The following is a 17,541-nucleotide window of genomic DNA, read 5'->3' on the forward strand; positions in this document are numbered from 1 at the left end:
TTGACCAAATTTTCTTTTTTATCTATTTTTCTTTGCAATCACTTCTATTTCAATCAACACGTCTTTCGGCAGGCGGGACACTTCCACACACGAACGTGCCGGTTGGTGTTCTTTGAAGTACCCGCCGTAAATTTCGTTTACGGTTTGAAACTGGTTCATATCCCGGAGAAAGATCGTGGTTTTCACCACATGCTCCAAACCGCTTCCGGCAGCTTCAAGAACTGATTTTAAATTTTCCAGCACTTGCCGGGTTTGTTCCTCGATTCCTCCCGCGACGAGTTTCCCGTCCGGGGTGAGCGGAATTTGCCCAGACGTAAAGATCCAATCCCCGGTTTCCACCGCTTGCGAATAAGGACCGATTGCTTGAGGCGCTTTGTCTGTTTGCACTTTTTTCAACATGATCATCGCTCCTTCCTGTCATCAAAAACATTTCCAACTTCCACTTGAACTTTCCTCTTTTTCACATCAATTTCCGTCACTTTGGCCAGTGACACATATTCATCCACCAACCGGTTCTCAGCAGGCTGTTCCAACATCACTCCGACTCCGACCACTTCTGCTTTAAATTCATTCAACAAATCCATCAGTCCCCGGACCGTGCCCCCGGCTTTCATAAAGTCGTCAATAATGAGGACACGGGCTCCTTCAGACAAGCTCCGCTTGGATACGGATAACTGGCGCAACCGTCTGCTGGAACCCGAGACGGTGTGTACGGTCACGACGGAACCTTCGGTGACGCGGTAATCGTACCGGGCGATGGTGACCGGAACCCCCAACAAAGCCGCCGTGGCATAAGCAATGGGGATTCCTTTGGTCTCGACGGTTAACACGGCATCGATGTTTTGTTCCTGAAACACCGTGGCAAAAATCCGCCCGATCTGATTCAGGAAAAAGGGGTCGCCCAACAGATCAGACAGATACAAAAAGCCGCCCGGCAAAATGCGTTCGGGACTGGATAATTTTTCGCACAACTCTTGCACGACCTTCCGGGCATGTTCCACGCCAAAACCCGGAATATAACGGACACCGCCGGCCGCACCGGCCACTGTTTCCAATTTGCCGTTTCCTTCCGAGCGCAACACCTCATCAATAATATCCAAATCTTCACTGATAGAGGATTTTGCCGCTTTATACTTCTCCGCAAAAACGGTCAGAGGAATCAATCGATATGGATTGAACAGCAATTGGCGGATCATATCGGTTAATCGTGCACTCCGTTTCCACTTTTCCATTCACTACCTCCGAAAAATCGAATGATATTGACCGAAATATATCACTTCGTTCGCTTTTCTTCAAGCAGCGGAACCTGTTTTTTTCCCAACATTCTCACGGCAAACACTTGCTGGCAAAAGCCTTTTAAACTGTTTACAATCCGTTTGGCCCTTTGTTCCTGCTTCACCAGCCCGAATACGGTGGGGCCGCTTCCGGACATCAACACCCCGTCCGCTCCAAAGAGCTGCATTTTTTCTTTTATTTTTTTCACAGTGGGATGCATGTGATGAGTCACCGGCTCCAATACGTTTTCCAGGTTTCGGACAACAGATTCATAATCTTGCCGTTTGAGTGCCTCGATCATCTTTTCCGTTTGCGGATGATGATCGATTTGGTCCACTTTCAGGTTTTGAAAAACATCCGCCGTGGATACACCGTGTCCCGGTTTGGCCAAAACAACCCAACAGGGCGGCGGTGCCGGAAGCGGTGTCAACTTTTCCCCTCTTCCTTTTGCCAGTGCGGTGGTGGAATAAACGCAAAACGGAACATCGGAACCAATCCCGGCCCCGATCTCAGCCAGTTCCTCCAAACTCCATCCCAAATTCCATAATTGATTCAATCCTCTCAAGACCGCCGCAGCATCGCTGCTTCCTCCCGCCAGGCCGGCAGCAACAGGAATCTGTTTATCGATGTAAATATGTACACCTTGAGAAATCCCCGCTTTTTCCCTCAACAATACCGCCGCACGGTAAGCGAGGTTCCTCTCATCCCTCGGGACAAATCCGGAACTCGAATCCAGGGTGATTTTTGAGTCCGGTCTCAAAGAAAGATCCACCCTGTCATACAAATCCACGGTCGTCATGACCATCTCCAACTCATGATAACCATCCGGACGTTTATATAGCGCATCCAATGTCAAATTAATTTTAGCTGGTGCTTTGACTGATATAAACAAGATTGATTCCCTCCAATTTTCACACGGTCGCCATCCGCAAATTCCGGCACATGATTTTACTATTTTATCACGTTATGAGTCCGGACTAGTAGGTGGGAACAAATATTTTCCCGCAAAAAAAAGAGGCTCTCGGGATGCGAGAAGCCTCTTTAAAAAAGGAATGTCCCCGGTTTCACCTTGAACCTTGCTGTTTTAAATACTCTTCCGCAAGCTGAACCGCTCTTTTCACCATATTACCGGCATCACGGGTGGTGATTCCACCCCATCCTTCGCGTTTGACCACATCATAAAAGCCAAGATCTTTTGCCAGTTCATACTTAAAGCTTTCAGACATGATTCCGCGCCGACGAGCCAAGCGATCTCCTCCTTTGGTTCAGGGCAAATGGTTCAAGGGCAAAACACAGGGCTTTCTTATTATGCACCAAGCACCCGTAAGTATGTAATCGCTTACAAAGGTATGAAAAAAAAGAACACATTGGGATGTGTTCATAGTTATTGCGCAGATCTTACATATTTCACAGGTATTTGTTCATTTTCCCCGCTGTAAACCGTCAATTCAACGGATTCCGTCAGTATATCTGCATAGCTGTATGAAACACGGCTGAAAGCGTGATCCTCATCCAGCTTGACAACGAACACAGAAGGATATGTCTCTTCTAAAATGCCAGTTCGCTCAATGGTCTTACGGCGTCCGCTATTGGCTTTAAGGCGAATTTTTTGCCCGATAAAACCATCCAGAGTGCATTTGATTTCAGATAAAGCGTTTTTGCCCATTTTACGACCACCTCACTTATAGTCGATTATACTACAAGCGAAGTGAAAAGTCAAATTTTGTATTATAGCAAGGGGACAACATTTTTGTCAATAATATTTTCGCATATTTATTCCTTTTTTTCTCATTTGGTAAACCGGTCGGCCACCGCGCTGGCGGCGTAAGATTCCGGTTTGATTTTCGCTGTATATCCAACGGATGTCACCCATCCGACCACTTCTTGAATCAGCTTCCTCGTTTCCCCCTGTTGTCCGACATCGAGATGGATTTCCATCGGGATATCCACAAAGAATCCAAAGAAGCCGTTTTTCTTCAACGTTTCAACGGCTTTCAAACTGTATTCCGTTTCCCGGTAGATCCGGTAACGCAAGTCACGAATGGCGGCATGGCGATATTTCGTGTAAAAGAAAATCGCCCCTTTGCCAATCCGCTGCACGATGAGCGCCGTGACAAAGATCGTTTCATTCTCCCGGGTTTGCGAATCGGTTCCGATCACCACTTTATATTGGGCATCCGGATCCTCTTGCAGATATCCCCGGATATCCATAATCATTTCATTCAGGCTTCTTCTACCTTTTCTCGGATGATAAAATTTCACGGAACAACCTCCATCGACTCAGGATATGGTTGATCCGAGACTCCGTTGGTTAAAACGATATCTTTTTCCGATCAAGCACTTCAGCCAAGACTGCAAATTCTTCCAAATCCAATGTTTCGGCGCGTCGTTTCGGATCAATTCCCGCTTCAGACATCCATTTTTCCAGTTCTTCTTTTGAAACGGAAGACAACAGATGAGAATGAAGCGAATTCAACAAGGTTTTCCGACGCTGATTAAATGCGGCCCGGACCATTTTGAAAAAGGCTTGTTCATCCGGAACCCGCACCTTCGGCTCTTTTCTAAGCGTCAAACAAACCACCTTGGAATCAACCTGCGGCCGCGGAACAAACACATGGCTCGGAACCCGCCCCACTTCTTCGACTTCCGCATAATACTGCACAAGAACCGACAAAGAACTGTAATCTTTGGTTCCCGGTGCCGCTTTCAGCCGGTCCGCCACCTCTTTTTGGATCATGATGACAATATTTGTAAGCGGCAGCCGTTCTTCGAGCAAGCGGACCAAAATCGGTGAAGTGACATAATAAGGCAGGTTGGCCACCACATGAAGGGAGCCGGTATCCCGAAAATGTTCTGCAACCACTGTTTTCAAATCCACTGTCAGTGCATCTGCATTTATTATTTCCACATTGTCATCATTTTGAAACAAATCTTCCAAAATCGGGATTAACCGTTGGTCGATCTCGATGGCCACCACTTTTCCCGCCGCCTGTGCCAAACGCTCCGTCAAAGCCCCGATTCCCGGTCCGATTTCAATGACCCCGGATTTTTTGGTCAGCGAAGCCGCATGGATAATCTTGTCCAATACATGGGAATCGGTTAAAAAATTTTGTCCCAGGCTCTTTTTCAGTTGGATTTGGTGTTCACTGAGCAATTTTTTCGTTCTTGCTGAAATCGGCTTTTCTTTCATTGTGTGCTTCCTTTCTCCTTCAGATAATCCAGCGCTTCTGCAATTTCTTCCCTGGTGATGCGCAAAACATGCAACCGCCGGTAAAATTGTTTGGCATTGGCGTAACCGATGCCAAGCCGTTCAGCCACCTGCTCCCGCAGTTTCCGGGAACCGGCATCACCGGCAAATCCCAAGTCCATATATTCTTCCCATGTCAGCGGAGGCTGCACCGTATCCTCTTTTTGGGCCGTACGGACTTTGGCCAAAGCTTCGATGATATCCTCCGCCTTGGCATGTTCAATTCCGATTTTGCGGTTTCCTTTCGCTTTTTTGGGGGATAAAAAAGCATGTTTGGCCCCGGGCACTTCCCTGGCAATTTTCTTGCGGATCTGTTCGCCGGCATAATCCGGGTCGGTAAAGATAATGACTCCCCGTTTCTGTTGGGCCCGTTTGATTTCAGCCAGCACATACGGCTCCAATGCCGAACCCTGTGTCTCAATCGTATCGGCTTCGACCGCTTTTTGGATCGCGATCGTATCATTTTTTCCTTCGACAACAATCACTTCATACACTTTCACACGTTCTCTTCCTCTCGCTCCACATTTTCCGAAAAAAGGCCAATGAGGAATGCACCTTCCCATTGGCCCGCAAAAACATTATTCTAATTTCCTTCATCAATTCCAAAAAGGCGAAAAGCGTTTTGCATGGTGATTTGAGCGAGCTCTTCCAAAGACATCCCCCGGATTTCGGCGATTTTTTCGGCAACGAGCCGGACATAGCCGGTCTCGTTTCGTTTTCCCCGGTAGGGATGGGGAGCCAAATAAGGACAATCGGTTTCAATGAGCAGACGGTCCAAGGGAACATGTTCCGCGATTTTTTGGGGAAGCTTGCCGTTTTTAAATGTGACAGGTCCTCCCAAACCGATCATGAAGTTCAAGTCAAGACATGCTTCCATAACCGAAAGGTCTCCGCCGAAGCAATGCATCACGCCTCCGACTTCTTCGGCATGTTCTTCCTTTAAGATCCGCACCACGTCCTCATCCGCATCCCGGTTGTGAATAATGATAGGCAATCCCGTTTCTTTGGCGATGGCGATTTGTTTGCGAAAAACCGCTTGCTGCATATCTTTGGGGGAGGTGTCCCAATGGTAATCCAATCCGATCTCCCCCAACGCCACCACTTTCGGGTGCCGGGTCATCGACTTGATCCACTCCAAATCCTCCGCGGTGCAATCCTTCGCCTCGACGGGATGCCAACCGACGGAAGCATAAATGAAGCAATAAGTTTCCGCCAGCTGAAGGGTTTGCCGGATGGTTTCCCGGTTATACCCCACATTCAACATATATTTTACGCCGTACTCCTCTCTTGCCCGCTCAATGACTTGTTCCCGGTCTTCGTCAAATTTCGGATCATTCAAATGGGTATGTGTGTCAAACAACATCACACGCCTCACCCTTTCCGGTTACTGCTTACTCTGCTGTGTCAAAAAATGCATCCGGTCCAGCGGCCATATGATCAAATCGGCACGGCCGACCACCGCATCGATGTTCACCGGGCCGATTCTGCGGCTGTCCTTGCTGTTGTTTCGGTTATCCCCGAGCACATAAATATGTCCTTCGGGCACCGTGACTTCCTCTTCCATGTTGAAATTCATGGGCTCATAAATATAAGGTTCTTCCAACGGTTTTCCGTTTCGAAACACCTTGCCGTCCTTTATGGCAATCTGGTCCCCGGGCAAGCCGATCACCCGTTTAATAAAATCCCGCTGTTCATCGGTATGGAAGACCACGATGTCCCCGTAATCGGGCTGGTCAACACGGTATATCAACTTGTTGACGATCAACAGCTCATCACCTTGCAAGGTGGGTTCCATGGATGCCCCGTGCACCTCATAGGGTACAAACAAAAAGGTGCGGATGCCCGCAGCGATAATCACGGCCAAGGCAATGGCCGCAACCCATTCCAACACCTTGTACCACTCATTGGACGAACTTTTTGTATCCGCCATCCGATCGTCCTCCTATCCCTGTTGCGGAAGGCATGCCGGTTTACTTGATTCTCGTGCCGTTCGGAATGTCCCCGGATACGGTCGCAAGCACCAGGCGTTCTCCCTCCGAGGCGGCCAAAATCATGCCTTCCGACAATTCACCGCGCAATTTCACCGGCTTCAAGTTGGTGACACAAATCACTTTCATTCCCTTTAACTCTTCCGGTTGATAGTGTTTGGCAATTCCCGAAACCACTTGTCTTTTTTCCGATCCCAAATCAAGTTGCAACTTTAACAGCCGGTCTGCTTTTTCGACCGGTTCCGCTTCGAGCACTTCCGCCACATGAAGTTCCACTTTGGCGAAGTCGTCGATGGAAATCAGACCCTCTGTTTTTTTCTGTTTTTCTCGTTTTTTCTCCTCTTTTTGTTGCACTTGTTGCGTGTTCCCAATCATTTTTAAGATCTCCTCCACTTCGCTTTTTACATCCAAACGCGGGAAAATCGGCTGACCTTTTTTGGTTTTCGTCCCCGGCTTTAACGCCCCGAAGGTGTACAAGCTGTCCCAGGTGGTCAGGTTCGCATCCTCAATCCCCAATTGTTCCCACATTTTCGCCGGCGCCTGGGTCATGAAAGGCTGAATCAAAATGCTGACCATTCTCAGTTCTTCCAGCAGATGGTACAGCACGGAACCCAGGGTGCTACGTTTTTCTTCATCTTTAGCCAGATTCCACGGCTGGGTCGCTTCAATATAACGGTTTCCGAAACGAACCAGCTCCCAAATGGCCGAAAGGGCAACCGAAAACTGCAATTCTTCCATGGCTTCTTCGACTTTATGTACCGTTTCGCGGGCTTTTTCAACCAGTTTTTGGTCATGTTCGGTTGCGTTTTCCACCCGTTCCGGCACAACCCCGTCAAAATACTTGTTCAACATAGCCAAGGTGCGATGCAACAAATTCCCCAAGTCGTTGGACAAATCAGCATTGGCCCGTTCCACGAAGGCTTCCGGCGTAAAGACCCCGTCAGCTCCAAACGGAACTTCGCGAAGCAAATAATAACGCACCGAGTCCAGCCCGTAGCGTTCGATCAACGGAATCGGATCGATCACGTTTCCTTTGGATTTGGACATCTTTTCGCCCATCACTTGGAAAAATCCGTGGCCGAACACTTTTTTCGGCAGCGGAAGCCCCAAAGCCATCAGGAAAATCGGCCAATAAATGGTGTGAAAACGGACAATGTCTTTTCCCACCAAGTGGACATCAGCCGGCCAGTACTTTTCAAACCGGGCTCTTTGCTCTTCATCATCAGACAGATAACCGATGGCCGTAATATAGTTGGTAAGTGCATCCAGCCATACATAGACCACGTGTTCCGGATCGCTAGCGACGGGAATTCCCCAGTCAAACGTCGTCCGCGAAATGCTGAGATCTTCCAACCCGGGCTTGATAAAGTTTTGGATCATTTCATTCTTCCGGGATTCCGGTTGAATAAAATCCGGGTTTTCTTCATAAAAGGCAAGCAGTTTGTCGACATACTTGCTCATCCGGAAAAAATAACTTTTCTCCTTGATCTTCTGGATGTCCCTGCCGCAATCCGGGCATTTTCCGCCTTCCGCCTGGCGATCGGTGAAAAAAGATTCACAGGGCACACAATACCATCCTTCATATTCCCCCAGATAAATATCCCCTTGATCCAACAGTTTCTGAAAGATCTTTTGCACCACTTTTTTATGACGGGGTTCAGTGGTCCGGATGAAGTCATCGTATGAGATATCCAAGGCCCCCCACAACTTTTGGATGCCGGCAACAATCTCGTCGACAAAAGTTTGGGGGTCTTTCCCGGCCGCTTCCGCACTTTTTTGGATTTTCTGCCCGTGCTCGTCGGTTCCGGTCAGGTACATGACATCATAACCGCGCAACCGTTTGTACCGGGCCATGGCATCCCCGGCCACCGTTGAATAAGCATGGCCGATATGCAAATGGCTGTTTGGATAATAAATCGGCGTTGTAATATAGAAAGTTTTCTTTTTGTCTCCCATCTTGGCAACCCCTTTCCGTCAAATCAGACTTGGTTTCTATGGAAATAAAAAATCCCGTCCACGTTGGGACGAGATCCGGTCTCGCGGTACCACCCAATTTGGCTTCATCGCACAAGAAAAGGCGATCACCCACTCTGCTCCCGTAACGCGGGAAAACGTTCTCTCCTACTTTGGGACAACGGTCCGGTTCAAAGAGAATACTCGGGGGCCATTTCATCGGCTTCCGCTATGCCGGCTTTCACCTGTCCCGGCTCTCTGTCCATAGCTTCCACCCACTACTCATCCCCGTCATCGAATCGGCAAGTGTTTAATTTGTCATTTAATTATACATCACAAAAAAGACCTTGAAAAGCTCCGGTTCCTGTCTCATAGTTTGAACCGGATCCTCTCTTTTTAAACTTTCAAACCTTCTCCGCGGTCGTACCGGACTGCAAAAGGCGTTTCATGTTTCGTCAATTTTCCGGATTGGGAAAGACGTTCCAGTTCCTGCTTCAGCCGGTGCACATCCCAATTCAGCCCGCATTCCTGATTGACCCGGCTCAACACTTGCATCAGGTCGGTTTCAAACACCGGCAAAGATTCCGTCAGCGTATCCAGCAATTTTTGGTCTTGTTGTGCGGAAAACCGTTTCAGCTCGTCAAACGGATTGGCCAAATGGGGACTTTGGGTGTAGGCGGCACGAATCCGGATAAACACCGTCCGCCCAAAAGCGGCTGACGAAACAAAGGTGTCCCCCGAGCGCAAATAAGGAAGCCGCTTCCCTTCTTCCGGGGTCAAATCCGTTTCTTCCCGCAAAGTGGCAATATCCGTGGCCCGAACGGTCCGGAATACGAATTTGGTGTTCAGCTGGGCGGTAATGGTCTCATCCAGCAATGTCGGGCGTTGCGTTGCCAGGAACAAAAAGACACCGTATTTCCGCCCTTCCTGCGCGATTTCCTTTAAAATCGACTTCGCCGGGGAATCGAGCGATTTGGGGGCAAAATTGTGAGCTTCATCAGTCACGATGACAAATGGCGGAAAGAAATGCCCTTCCTCCCCGTTCATTCGCGCATCTTTATACTCACGGCGTTTCCGGTACAGCGTACCGGTGACATAAGTGGCAAAAACTTGCAGGATCCAGGCGTTCCCCTGGACGACCACCAGCTTTCCTTGCTCCAGTCCCTGTTCAATGGACCGGATATCCCGCTGGAACAATCCGGCTTTGTCCAGACGTTTCAGACGCCAGTCCACTCCTTTGACGGAAGAAGGCGGCAAAGAACCGTATTGCTGCAACAATTGCATCAATTCCTGAATCCGTTGGACATCCATCGGTGTCAAATCTTCTTTCTTTCTTAACTGTCTTTCCAAACCTTGTTTCCCTTCATCGAGGGCTTGCACCAAATTGCCGATGCGATCGCTGAACGTTTCAAAACTGTCCCGGGGCCGGTGCAACATCTGGATCACATTCACCATGGAATCGGAAAGCTGGCTTCCGGCGGCCCGCAACAGTTCCACCACATCCCGCGTTGACAAATCGGAAAAAGAAATCCCCACTTCTTTGCCGATTTGCACCGTTACAAAAAGATCCCGAAAATCCGGAGCCTGGTTCGATAATCCGGGAGCCGGGTCGGAAAAGTCCATTTCAAAGTGCGGATCAAACACAAGCGCGGGAATCCGGAGTTTCATCAATTCTTCCAACATCACCCGCAAGCCGAATGATTTTCCCGATCCGGATCCGCCAAAGATGCCGACATGCGGATACTGTTGCATCGATTGAATGTCAAAAATGAAGGGAACCCCTTCTTGCGGCCTCAACTCGCCGTGCTCCATCATCACAACCCGGTCTTTTAAATCATCAGAAATCGTCCCCGCCATGGATTCCGTTCCCCGGATTTCCCCCAACGTCATTCCTTCATCCGGGGACGTTTTGACAAGGAGATGGCGCACTTCTTCAAATGAAGGCAAACGGACGGGACACCCGGTCCGCACCGGATGCGGGGCTTCCTCATACAGACGCAGCTTCGCCAGATTGATTTCATCCGATTCAATGTCATAGCCGATTTGTTCCAATGTATCAATCACTTGCCCGTCCACCAACGATTTATCCAGCCCCATCGGAATCAGGCGGTTGTACGACATGGTTTCCACCACTTCTCCCTGCGGATGGTTCAATGCAGGGTCTTCAATGACCAGAATTTCGTTGATGCGGAACTTCCGCTCCCGGGAGACAACATAAACTTCCTGTTGAGTGGTGACACCTACCACTTGCATGATCGATCTCTCCTGTTCCATCGGATTCTAAATCATCCGTTCTTTTCTTTTGCTTTGCAACAGCCGGTAACGCAGTTCAGGATCAATGTACTGTTCCACCATGGTTTCCACCAACGGGTCGGTAACCCTCACCTGATTGTCCACAATGTCCAGCCAGTAAGGGATGCCCCGTCCCTGCTCCGGCGTCAAGCTGTAAACCAACCTTGCCAGGTTCCACCGGTCTTCCCACTGGGACTTCAATCCGTCCAGTCCAATCGGTTGCGGGCTTTTGGAAGTCCGAAAAGCCATTTTCCACATGCGGCTTCCCGACGGGCTCCACGCTTCCCATTCAAACGCTTCCCCTTCTTGCAGGACCCCGTACAACAAATCACGGTCGGTCAATGCCGGATACTCGGGGAAAAAGGCATGAACCAAGGTCCGAGTCTCAATTTCCTCTGAAACCCCAACCAGAAGCGAATTTTGGCTTTCCGCCATTTGCGCCACTTGTTCCCAGCTTTTTGCATCCGATATATAGAAGTGCAGCAAAGAACCGTCCAACATCACGACCCGTGGAGCCCAGTCTTCCATCGCCTCCATCGTGACCTGCATTTCGAGACGGGACAACAGATCTCCTCTTTTGCGGGCTTCGCTGGCCGCATTGCCCTCTTTGGTTTCATCTCCTTTTAAAAGCGGCGTATACACATCCGCTGCCCACTTTTCTTTCCCGTTGGTGGCTTTGGCCAATGCCTGGAAAACGGACAAGGTGCGGGTTTGCGAGCCTTTGGTGGAGTTTACCGAACCATCGACACCGACCAGAAACCGTTCTTGGAGAAAATCTTTGATCTCTTCGCCGCTCCATTTTTCAATGGAATAAAAAGCGCCTGCTTCTTTCAAACGTTTCCGTATGGCGGATTTATCGAGGGATTGCAAAGGAAAAGCTTGTTTCAATGAATCATTCAACCATTCCAATTTCCTCTTCAGTTCAACGGATACGGGTAACAATCCCACCCCTCCTTATATGGGTTGGCCGCCAATCTTCCGGCGGTTGCTGGTTATCGCCAAGCTGTCATTTCTATCATCTATTTTTGTAGAAATCTTAGAAAACAACAAGACTTATCATAAATCGGCGCGATATTAACAAAATAAATATTTATTGATAGATGTTAAACTTTTTTCTATCTAAATATATTTTATCCTTAATATTATTAAGGAATTTTCTATAAAAATCCTCTAGTTATATTGACTGTTATGGGAATCGTTGGTATGATGAACTTAACGTCGATGTCGAAATTTGACGTCAATTCAAAGAGAAAAATTTCCCAAAACCAGATTTCGTTGAGAGGAGATTCGGAAAATGTTAAAATCTACGGGCATTGTACGTAAGGTAGACGAACTTGGCCGTGTTGTTATACCTATCGAATTACGTCGAACACTGGGAATTGGCGAAAAAGACGCCCTGGAAATTTATGTTGACGGTGAACGGATTGTTCTGAAAAAATATGAACCCGCTTGCATTTTCAGTGGCGAAGTGGAAGACACCGTTCGCTATAAAAATAAAGTTGTCAGCAAAAAATGTATCGAAGAGATGTATCAAATGATCCATGGTGAAAAAGTCTACGCAGACTAAGGAAAAATTTGTTATAAACAAAATCATTTCCTTCCCTCTCGACTCACGTGCTTTCCCGCTTGAAGGATAGAATTTCACTTTTTTGTTTCATTTTAGCAATCATCATCCGACCACATACATATAAAAAATACAGGGTTACGGAAATGATTTCTTTGTTGTTCCAAAAGTTTGCCAATTGCATGTCACAATTCATTTCGCATGAAACTCTTCTGCACGCTCAAGATAAAGCGAGGCTCATCAGTTGAACCTCGCTTTTTTTATGCCGGTTATTGCTTTTCCTCCGGTTTTTCCCCGGTTTCTTGCTGCTCTTCGGCTTGAATCCATTGTAAGATCCGGTCCTTCAATTGTTCGGATTTGGTACCGAAAACGGCTTGGAAGTTCCCGGAACCTACTTTGATCACTCCGGAAGCCCCCAGTTTTTTCAATTGTTCCTCATCCAGTTTGTCTTCATCTTTCACCGTCATCCTTAACCGGGTGATACAAGCATCCAATTGGTCGATATTCTCTTTTCCACCGATGGCTGCCAAAACCTTCCTGGCTAATTCGTCTTCATCGGATCGGGCCTGTTTTTGTTTCTCCGCGCCGTCTTCCGTTTCATCTTCACGTCCCGGCGTTTTCAAATTCATCCAACGGATTAACAACCGGAATACCACATAATAAATCACCGCATAAATGATCCCGACCAATGCCAACAGCCACGGTTTGGTTGCCAGATGCATATTCAGGAAAAAGTCAATGCCCCCGGCTGAAAAGGAAAATCCGTGGCGGATTCCAAGCAGGTAAACCACTGCCATGGAAGTTCCGGTAAGAATGGCATGAATGACATAAAGAAAAGGTGCGACAAACATAAATGAGAACTCAATGGGTTCGGTGATTCCGGTGATCAATGCCGTCAGCGCCGCACTGATCAAAATCCCCGAAACCAGTTTGCGACGTTCCGGCTTTACTTCATGCAGCATGGCAAAACATGCCGCCGGCAGCGCAAACATCAAAATGGGATAAAATCCGGTCATAAAGATTCCGGCAGACGGATCTTGAGCAAAGAAACGGGGGATGTCCCCGGTAACCACATTGCCGGCTTCGGTCGTGTATTCACCAATGTTAAACCAGACCAATGTATTTAAAATATGATGCAGTCCGAAAGGAATCAGCAGACGGTTAAACACCCCGTACAAGAAAAGCCCGATGGCTCCTTGCCCGATAATCCAATTTCCGCCGGCATTGATCGCCTGTTGAACCGGCGGCCAAACCACCAGAAAGATGAGACCGACCAAAACCATGACCAAGGAAGTGACAATGGGGACAAAACGCTTGCCGCCAAAGAATTGCAGCCAGTCCGGCAGTTTTATATCGTGATAGCGATTGTACATATAAGCCGCAATGGCCCCGGCGATGATTCCGCCCAGCACTCCCGTGTTTAATTCCATCGATTCGGTGCTGCCGAGGGAAACTACTTTGCTCATCAGAAAATAGCCGACAACTGCCGCCAACGCGGATGCACCGGCATTCCCCGTCAGTCCGAGGGCCACCCCGATGGCAAACAACAGGGCGAGATTGTCAAAAATGGCACTGCCCCCGGCATTAAAGACTTCGCCGATAAAATACGGAACCGATCCTTCCGCAAAATATTCCTGGTTCGTTAATAACGCGCCGAAACCCATCAAAATCCCGGCGGCCGGAAGAACGGCGATCGGCAACATGAATGACTTCCCGATTCGCTGTAAAGCCCCGAGAAGCGCGCCTTTTTTCTTCAAACGATTCACCTCCAGAAATAAAAAACCGCTTCCTTTATCGTTTCAATTATACATGAAACGGACATGCTACTGGAATTCCTTTGCTTTTTTCTTTTTGTCTGCTCCATTCCAACCGGATTTATTCCACATCCGCCCCGTTTTTGTGATAAGCGTTGTACACTTCACGCTTGGGCAGGGAACGTTCCCGGGCCACTTGCTTCACCGCTTCTTTCTTTGTCCATCCCTGACTGATATATTTTTCGACATGTTCATGAATGGACCATGAATGCCATTCTTCTTCCGGCTCCGTATCTTCCGTCCGGGAAAGGTCCGCTCCTTCCACCACAATCGTAAATTCCCCCCGCGCTTCCTTCTCCTTGAAATAATCCAGCCCGTCACTCAATTTTCCCCTCAACCATTCTTCGTGTTTTTTGGTCAGTTCACGGCAAATGGCCACATTCCTGTTTCCCAGAACCTCCAGCAGATCTTTCAACATCTCCGGCAACCGGTGGGGGGCTTCATAAAAGATCAGGGTGGCCGGAATCAAGCGCCAGCTTTCCAACTCCTTCTTCCGTTCCTTTTTTCCCCTGGGCAAGAAGCCGATAAAAACAAACGGTTGTGTGGGAAGCCCCGAAGCCACCAGAGCGGAGACGGCCGCATTGGGGCCAGGGATCGGAACCACGGGAATCCCCCGGCTGGTGACCTTTTGGATGAGCGGTTCGCCGGGATCGGAAATGCCGGGCATCCCCGCATCGCTGACCAGCGCAATGTTTTTGCCATCCATCAACTTTTGGATAAGTTCCGGCTCTCTGGATTGCTTGTTATGCTCATGGTAACTGACCAGCGTTCCCCGGATCCCGAACGCGCTGAGCAACTTGCGGGTATGGCGTGTGTCTTCCGCCGCAATGATATCCACTTGCTCCAATATTTCGCGGGCCCTCGGACTGAAATCGTGTAAATTGCCAATCGGGGTCCCGACAACATAAAGCGTCCCTTCTTGTCCTTCATTCATGAAACTCTTTTGAATCTCCATCCATGACTCCCCTTTTTTTGATTAATTCCCACTTCTTTCGCCTGGACATTTTTTTGATTTCTCTTTCCCGTTTCAAAGCCCAAGATTTATCGCCCCCTCTTTCCACATATCGTAACCGGACGGGCAACCGCCCGCGTGTATATTTGGCACCTTTCCCCTGTTGATGGGATTTCATTCTTTGCTTTAAACGATTGGTGATTCCCGTATACAGGGTTCCGTCACTGCATTCCAGGATATAAACGACATAAAGTTTGGACATTTTTCCCCTCTCCGCATAAAAAAACGCCGGGATCCCGGCGTCATTTTTCTTTCGATGATTTATTGAGAAAGGCAATGCAAAACAGGCAATCCCCTTCACCGCGCATACGACCGTAGTGAACATTGCAAATATGAAATCCTTCATCGTATAAATCAACCAGATGATGAACTCCTTGTCCAACGTCTTCTTCGTCTTGTTCCTTGTTTCCTGCCCGGGTTTGATCCCGGTTTGATGCAAGAACCCTTGCCTCTTCCTTTTCCTGTAACCGTTGATTTTCCATAACCAGCCGAGTGTTGTCCTCGATCAATTCCACAATCTGCTCTTTCAGACCGCCCAATTCGATATATAATTCACCGATTTGTTCTTCGACACGCGCGATCCGTTTAAAGATTTCTTCCTTGTCCAAGCCCCCCCACCTCGTTCAAGCACCAAAAACGGTTAAGATTTTTTCATCTATGATTTCATTCCGCTGGCCTGCGGAGATCCGCCGATGGTTACATCCTCAATGTCATATTCAACCATGGCGCCGGTATCCGCCAGTTCCACCAGAACCCGACGCTCCAACATGTTTATTGATATCACTTTACCCATTCCTTCTTTGGTGACGACCTGTTCGCCCAAATCGGGCAGGAGCTGTTTGGCCTCTGCATACACCTCATTTTCAAATTTGAGGCAACACATCAATCGGCCGCACAACCCGGATATTTTGGCCGGATTTAATGAAAGGTTTTGATCTTTGGCCATCTTGATCGAAACCGGTTCAAAGTCCCCCAAAAAGGAGGAGCAGCAGAGAACCCGGCCGCAAGGGCCCAGTCCCCCGAGCATCTTCGCTTCATCCCGGACTCCGATTTGGCGCAATTCGATGCGGGTTCGAAAAACGGCAGCCAAATCCCGCACCAATTCCCGGAAGTCCACCCGACCGTCTGCTGTAAAATAAAAAATGATTTTATTCCGGTCAAATGTATATTCGGCATCCACGAGCTTCATTTCCAACCCGTGATTGCGTATTTTCTCCAGACAGACTCCCATTGCTGATTTTGCTGCCTTTTGATTCTCCTCCACTTGCTTTTTGTCTTGTTCCGTGGCAATCCGGATCACCGGTTTCAGTGGCAAAACCACCTCGTCATCTTTTACATAGCGTATGCCGGAAACCACTTGTCCATATTCAATTCCGCGAACTGTTTCCACAATCACGTAATTTCCGCGTTTCACCTCGAAATCGAGTGGATCAAAAAAATATATCTTACCCGCTTGTCGGAAGCGGACACCTATTACTCTTTGCATGCAGCAATCCCTCCAAAACAGCCAATACCCTGAAGACCAGTATGGCCAGAGGTTGCATATCGGCCAGTCATCCGCCGGTAAGGCAAGCGGCAAACATCACCTGTTTTGCAACAAGTTCGGAAAAAATCTATCTCAACGCGTTCGGAATCTTATGCAACCGTTTGGTTATCAGGTTCCAAAAGTTTTGCACAAACCAGTGCTCAGAACCTTTGATAACATTTTATCATCGATGATAAAAGTTGAGCAAATTCTATTTCAGATTAACGGAGAAACCATGAATTCAGATCCTCCACGATCTCCTGAAACACTCTGTCGCCGGACTGTTCCGCACGGATGGTGCAAAAGCGGGACGGCTCTTTAGAAGCAATTTGCCGGAACCCTTTGCGGACCCGTTCATGAAACATTTTCTCTTTCAACTCCATGCGATCCTTCTTCCCTCCGCGGCTCAACAGCCGTTTTCGGCCCACTTCCACCGGGATGTCGAGCAAATACGTACGGTCCGGCATCAATCCGTCCGTGGCCCATTGGTTCAGTTTTCTCACTTCCTCCACATCTTTTTCAACCCCGTAACCTTGATAAGCCAAGCTTGAATCAATATAGCGGTCACAAAGCACCACCATTCCCTGATCCAAATGGGGGCGGATCACTTCATTGACAAGCTGGGCACGGGAAGAGGCATACAACAACACCTCGGTCTTCCATTTCATCTCGCTCCGGCCGGGATCGAGCAAAATTTCCCGCACACGATCCCCGATGATGGTCCCCCCGGGTTCCCGCACCACCAGGCAAGGAACCCGCCGCTTTTGCAAATATTGGTGAACCCGCTTGATTTGTGTTGTTTTTCCGGCTCCTTCCGGACCTTCAAAAGTAATAAACTTTCCTTTCATCGTTCTCCTCCATCCTGCGCTTG

Annotated in this window: 20 protein-coding genes and 1 other annotated feature; of the genes, 1 reads left to right on the top strand and 19 read right to left on the bottom strand. The window is 48.5% G+C overall.

The genetic code is table 11. The annotated features are described in order from the left end of the window. Positions 1 to 18: 18 nt before the first annotated feature. The 13 genes from NYE37_RS00670 to NYE37_RS00730 all read right to left on the bottom strand — a co-directional run bounded on the left by NYE37_RS00670 (position 19) and on the right by NYE37_RS00730 (position 11,697). Positions 19 to 396, bottom strand: a complete 378-nt coding sequence (locus NYE37_RS00670; RefSeq protein WP_276319281.1) for a RidA family protein — start codon at positions 394 to 396, stop codon at positions 19 to 21. Positions 397 to 401: 5 nt separating this feature from the next. Then, positions 402 to 1,232: a pur operon repressor gene (gene purR / locus NYE37_RS00675; RefSeq protein ID WP_037997971.1), complete on the bottom strand. Its 831-nt coding sequence runs from the start codon at positions 1,230 to 1,232 to the stop codon at positions 402 to 404. 41 nt (positions 1,233 to 1,273) lie between these two features. Then, complete coding sequence (gene ispE, locus NYE37_RS00680; protein ID WP_049720799.1) at positions 1,274 to 2,167, bottom strand: 4-(cytidine 5'-diphospho)-2-C-methyl-D-erythritol kinase; 894 nt, start codon at positions 2,165 to 2,167, stop codon at positions 1,274 to 1,276. A 172-nt stretch (positions 2,168 to 2,339) separates the two neighbouring features. Next, positions 2,340 to 2,522, bottom strand: a complete 183-nt coding sequence (locus NYE37_RS00685; protein ID WP_037997967.1) for a small, acid-soluble spore protein, alpha/beta type — start codon at positions 2,520 to 2,522, stop codon at positions 2,340 to 2,342. Between the two features lie 137 nt (positions 2,523 to 2,659). Next, positions 2,660 to 2,941, bottom strand: a complete 282-nt coding sequence (locus NYE37_RS00690; RefSeq protein WP_037997964.1) for a Veg family protein — start codon at positions 2,939 to 2,941, stop codon at positions 2,660 to 2,662. Positions 2,942 to 3,063: 122 nt separating this feature from the next. Then, complete coding sequence (locus NYE37_RS00695) at positions 3,064 to 3,537, bottom strand: ribonuclease H-like YkuK family protein (RefSeq protein ID WP_037997960.1); 474 nt, start codon at positions 3,535 to 3,537, stop codon at positions 3,064 to 3,066. A 49-nt stretch (positions 3,538 to 3,586) separates the two neighbouring features. Then, complete coding sequence (gene rsmA, locus NYE37_RS00700; RefSeq protein WP_037997957.1) at positions 3,587 to 4,465, bottom strand: 16S rRNA (adenine(1518)-N(6)/adenine(1519)-N(6))-dimethyltransferase RsmA; 879 nt, start codon at positions 4,463 to 4,465, stop codon at positions 3,587 to 3,589. Further along, positions 4,462 to 5,022, bottom strand: coding sequence for a ribonuclease M5 (rnmV, locus tag NYE37_RS00705; RefSeq protein ID WP_037997954.1), 561 nt, complete (start codon positions 5,020 to 5,022; stop codon positions 4,462 to 4,464). Before rnmV ends, rsmA begins: the two co-directional genes overlap by 4 nt. Positions 5,023 to 5,105: 83 nt before the next feature. Continuing rightward, positions 5,106 to 5,885: a TatD family hydrolase gene (locus NYE37_RS00710; protein ID WP_037997950.1), complete on the bottom strand. Its 780-nt coding sequence runs from the start codon at positions 5,883 to 5,885 to the stop codon at positions 5,106 to 5,108. A gap of 21 nt (positions 5,886 to 5,906) precedes the next feature. Continuing rightward, positions 5,907 to 6,452, bottom strand: coding sequence for a signal peptidase I (lepB, locus tag NYE37_RS00715; RefSeq protein ID WP_037997947.1), 546 nt, complete (start codon positions 6,450 to 6,452; stop codon positions 5,907 to 5,909). 40 nt (positions 6,453 to 6,492) lie between these two features. Beyond that, positions 6,493 to 8,466 carry a methionine--tRNA ligase gene (gene metG / locus NYE37_RS00720; protein ID WP_340711715.1) on the bottom strand — a complete coding sequence of 658 codons (1,974 nt, stop codon included), beginning with the start codon at positions 8,464 to 8,466 and terminating at the stop codon, positions 6,493 to 6,495. A 61-nt stretch (positions 8,467 to 8,527) separates the two neighbouring features. Beyond that, positions 8,528 to 8,767 (bottom strand) — a binding site (T-box leader). Positions 8,768 to 8,859: 92 nt separating this feature from the next. Then, positions 8,860 to 10,716, bottom strand: coding sequence for an ATP-binding protein (locus NYE37_RS00725; RefSeq protein ID WP_049720798.1), 1,857 nt, complete (start codon positions 10,714 to 10,716; stop codon positions 8,860 to 8,862). A 27-nt stretch (positions 10,717 to 10,743) separates the two neighbouring features. After that, a complete protein-coding gene (locus tag NYE37_RS00730) occupies positions 10,744 to 11,697 on the bottom strand; it encodes a DNA double-strand break repair nuclease NurA (RefSeq protein ID WP_037997939.1) in 954 nt (317 codons plus the stop codon). Positions 11,698 to 12,049: 352 nt separating this feature from the next. On the opposite strand from NYE37_RS00730, the gene NYE37_RS00735 reads away from it, so the two are divergent. Beyond that, positions 12,050 to 12,322 (top strand): AbrB/MazE/SpoVT family DNA-binding domain-containing protein, encoded by a 273-nt coding sequence (locus tag NYE37_RS00735; protein ID WP_037997937.1) that lies wholly within the window; start codon positions 12,050 to 12,052, stop codon positions 12,320 to 12,322. A 266-nt stretch (positions 12,323 to 12,588) separates the two neighbouring features. Here the strand turns inward: NYE37_RS00735 and ptsG are convergent, their stop codons facing one another. From ptsG to tmk, 6 genes are all read right to left on the bottom strand, one after another. Further along, positions 12,589 to 14,076, bottom strand: coding sequence for a glucose-specific PTS transporter subunit IIBC (gene ptsG / locus NYE37_RS00740; protein ID WP_255347210.1), 1,488 nt, complete (start codon positions 14,074 to 14,076; stop codon positions 12,589 to 12,591). A gap of 118 nt (positions 14,077 to 14,194) precedes the next feature. Beyond that, positions 14,195 to 15,088, bottom strand: coding sequence for a 16S rRNA (cytidine(1402)-2'-O)-methyltransferase (gene rsmI, locus NYE37_RS00745; protein WP_340711716.1), 894 nt, complete (start codon positions 15,086 to 15,088; stop codon positions 14,195 to 14,197). Beyond that, a complete protein-coding gene (locus NYE37_RS00750; RefSeq protein WP_049720829.1) occupies positions 15,060 to 15,347 on the bottom strand; it encodes a GIY-YIG nuclease family protein in 288 nt (95 codons plus the stop codon). Before NYE37_RS00750 ends, rsmI begins: the two co-directional genes overlap by 29 nt. A 40-nt stretch (positions 15,348 to 15,387) precedes the next feature. After that, positions 15,388 to 15,753 (bottom strand): initiation-control protein YabA, encoded by a 366-nt coding sequence (locus NYE37_RS00755; RefSeq protein ID WP_037997932.1) that lies wholly within the window; start codon positions 15,751 to 15,753, stop codon positions 15,388 to 15,390. Between the two features lie 47 nt (positions 15,754 to 15,800). Then, complete coding sequence (locus tag NYE37_RS00760) at positions 15,801 to 16,631, bottom strand: PSP1 domain-containing protein (protein WP_037997929.1); 831 nt, start codon at positions 16,629 to 16,631, stop codon at positions 15,801 to 15,803. A 260-nt stretch (positions 16,632 to 16,891) separates the two neighbouring features. After that, positions 16,892 to 17,518, bottom strand: coding sequence for a dTMP kinase (gene tmk, locus NYE37_RS00765; protein WP_049720797.1), 627 nt, complete (start codon positions 17,516 to 17,518; stop codon positions 16,892 to 16,894). Positions 17,519 to 17,541 lie beyond the last annotated feature (23 nt).

It is taken from the genome of Thermoactinomyces sp. FSL K6-2592, from assembly GCF_038006465.1.
In the GTDB taxonomy this organism is placed as follows: domain Bacteria; phylum Bacillota; class Bacilli; order Thermoactinomycetales; family Thermoactinomycetaceae; genus Thermoactinomyces; species Thermoactinomyces vulgaris.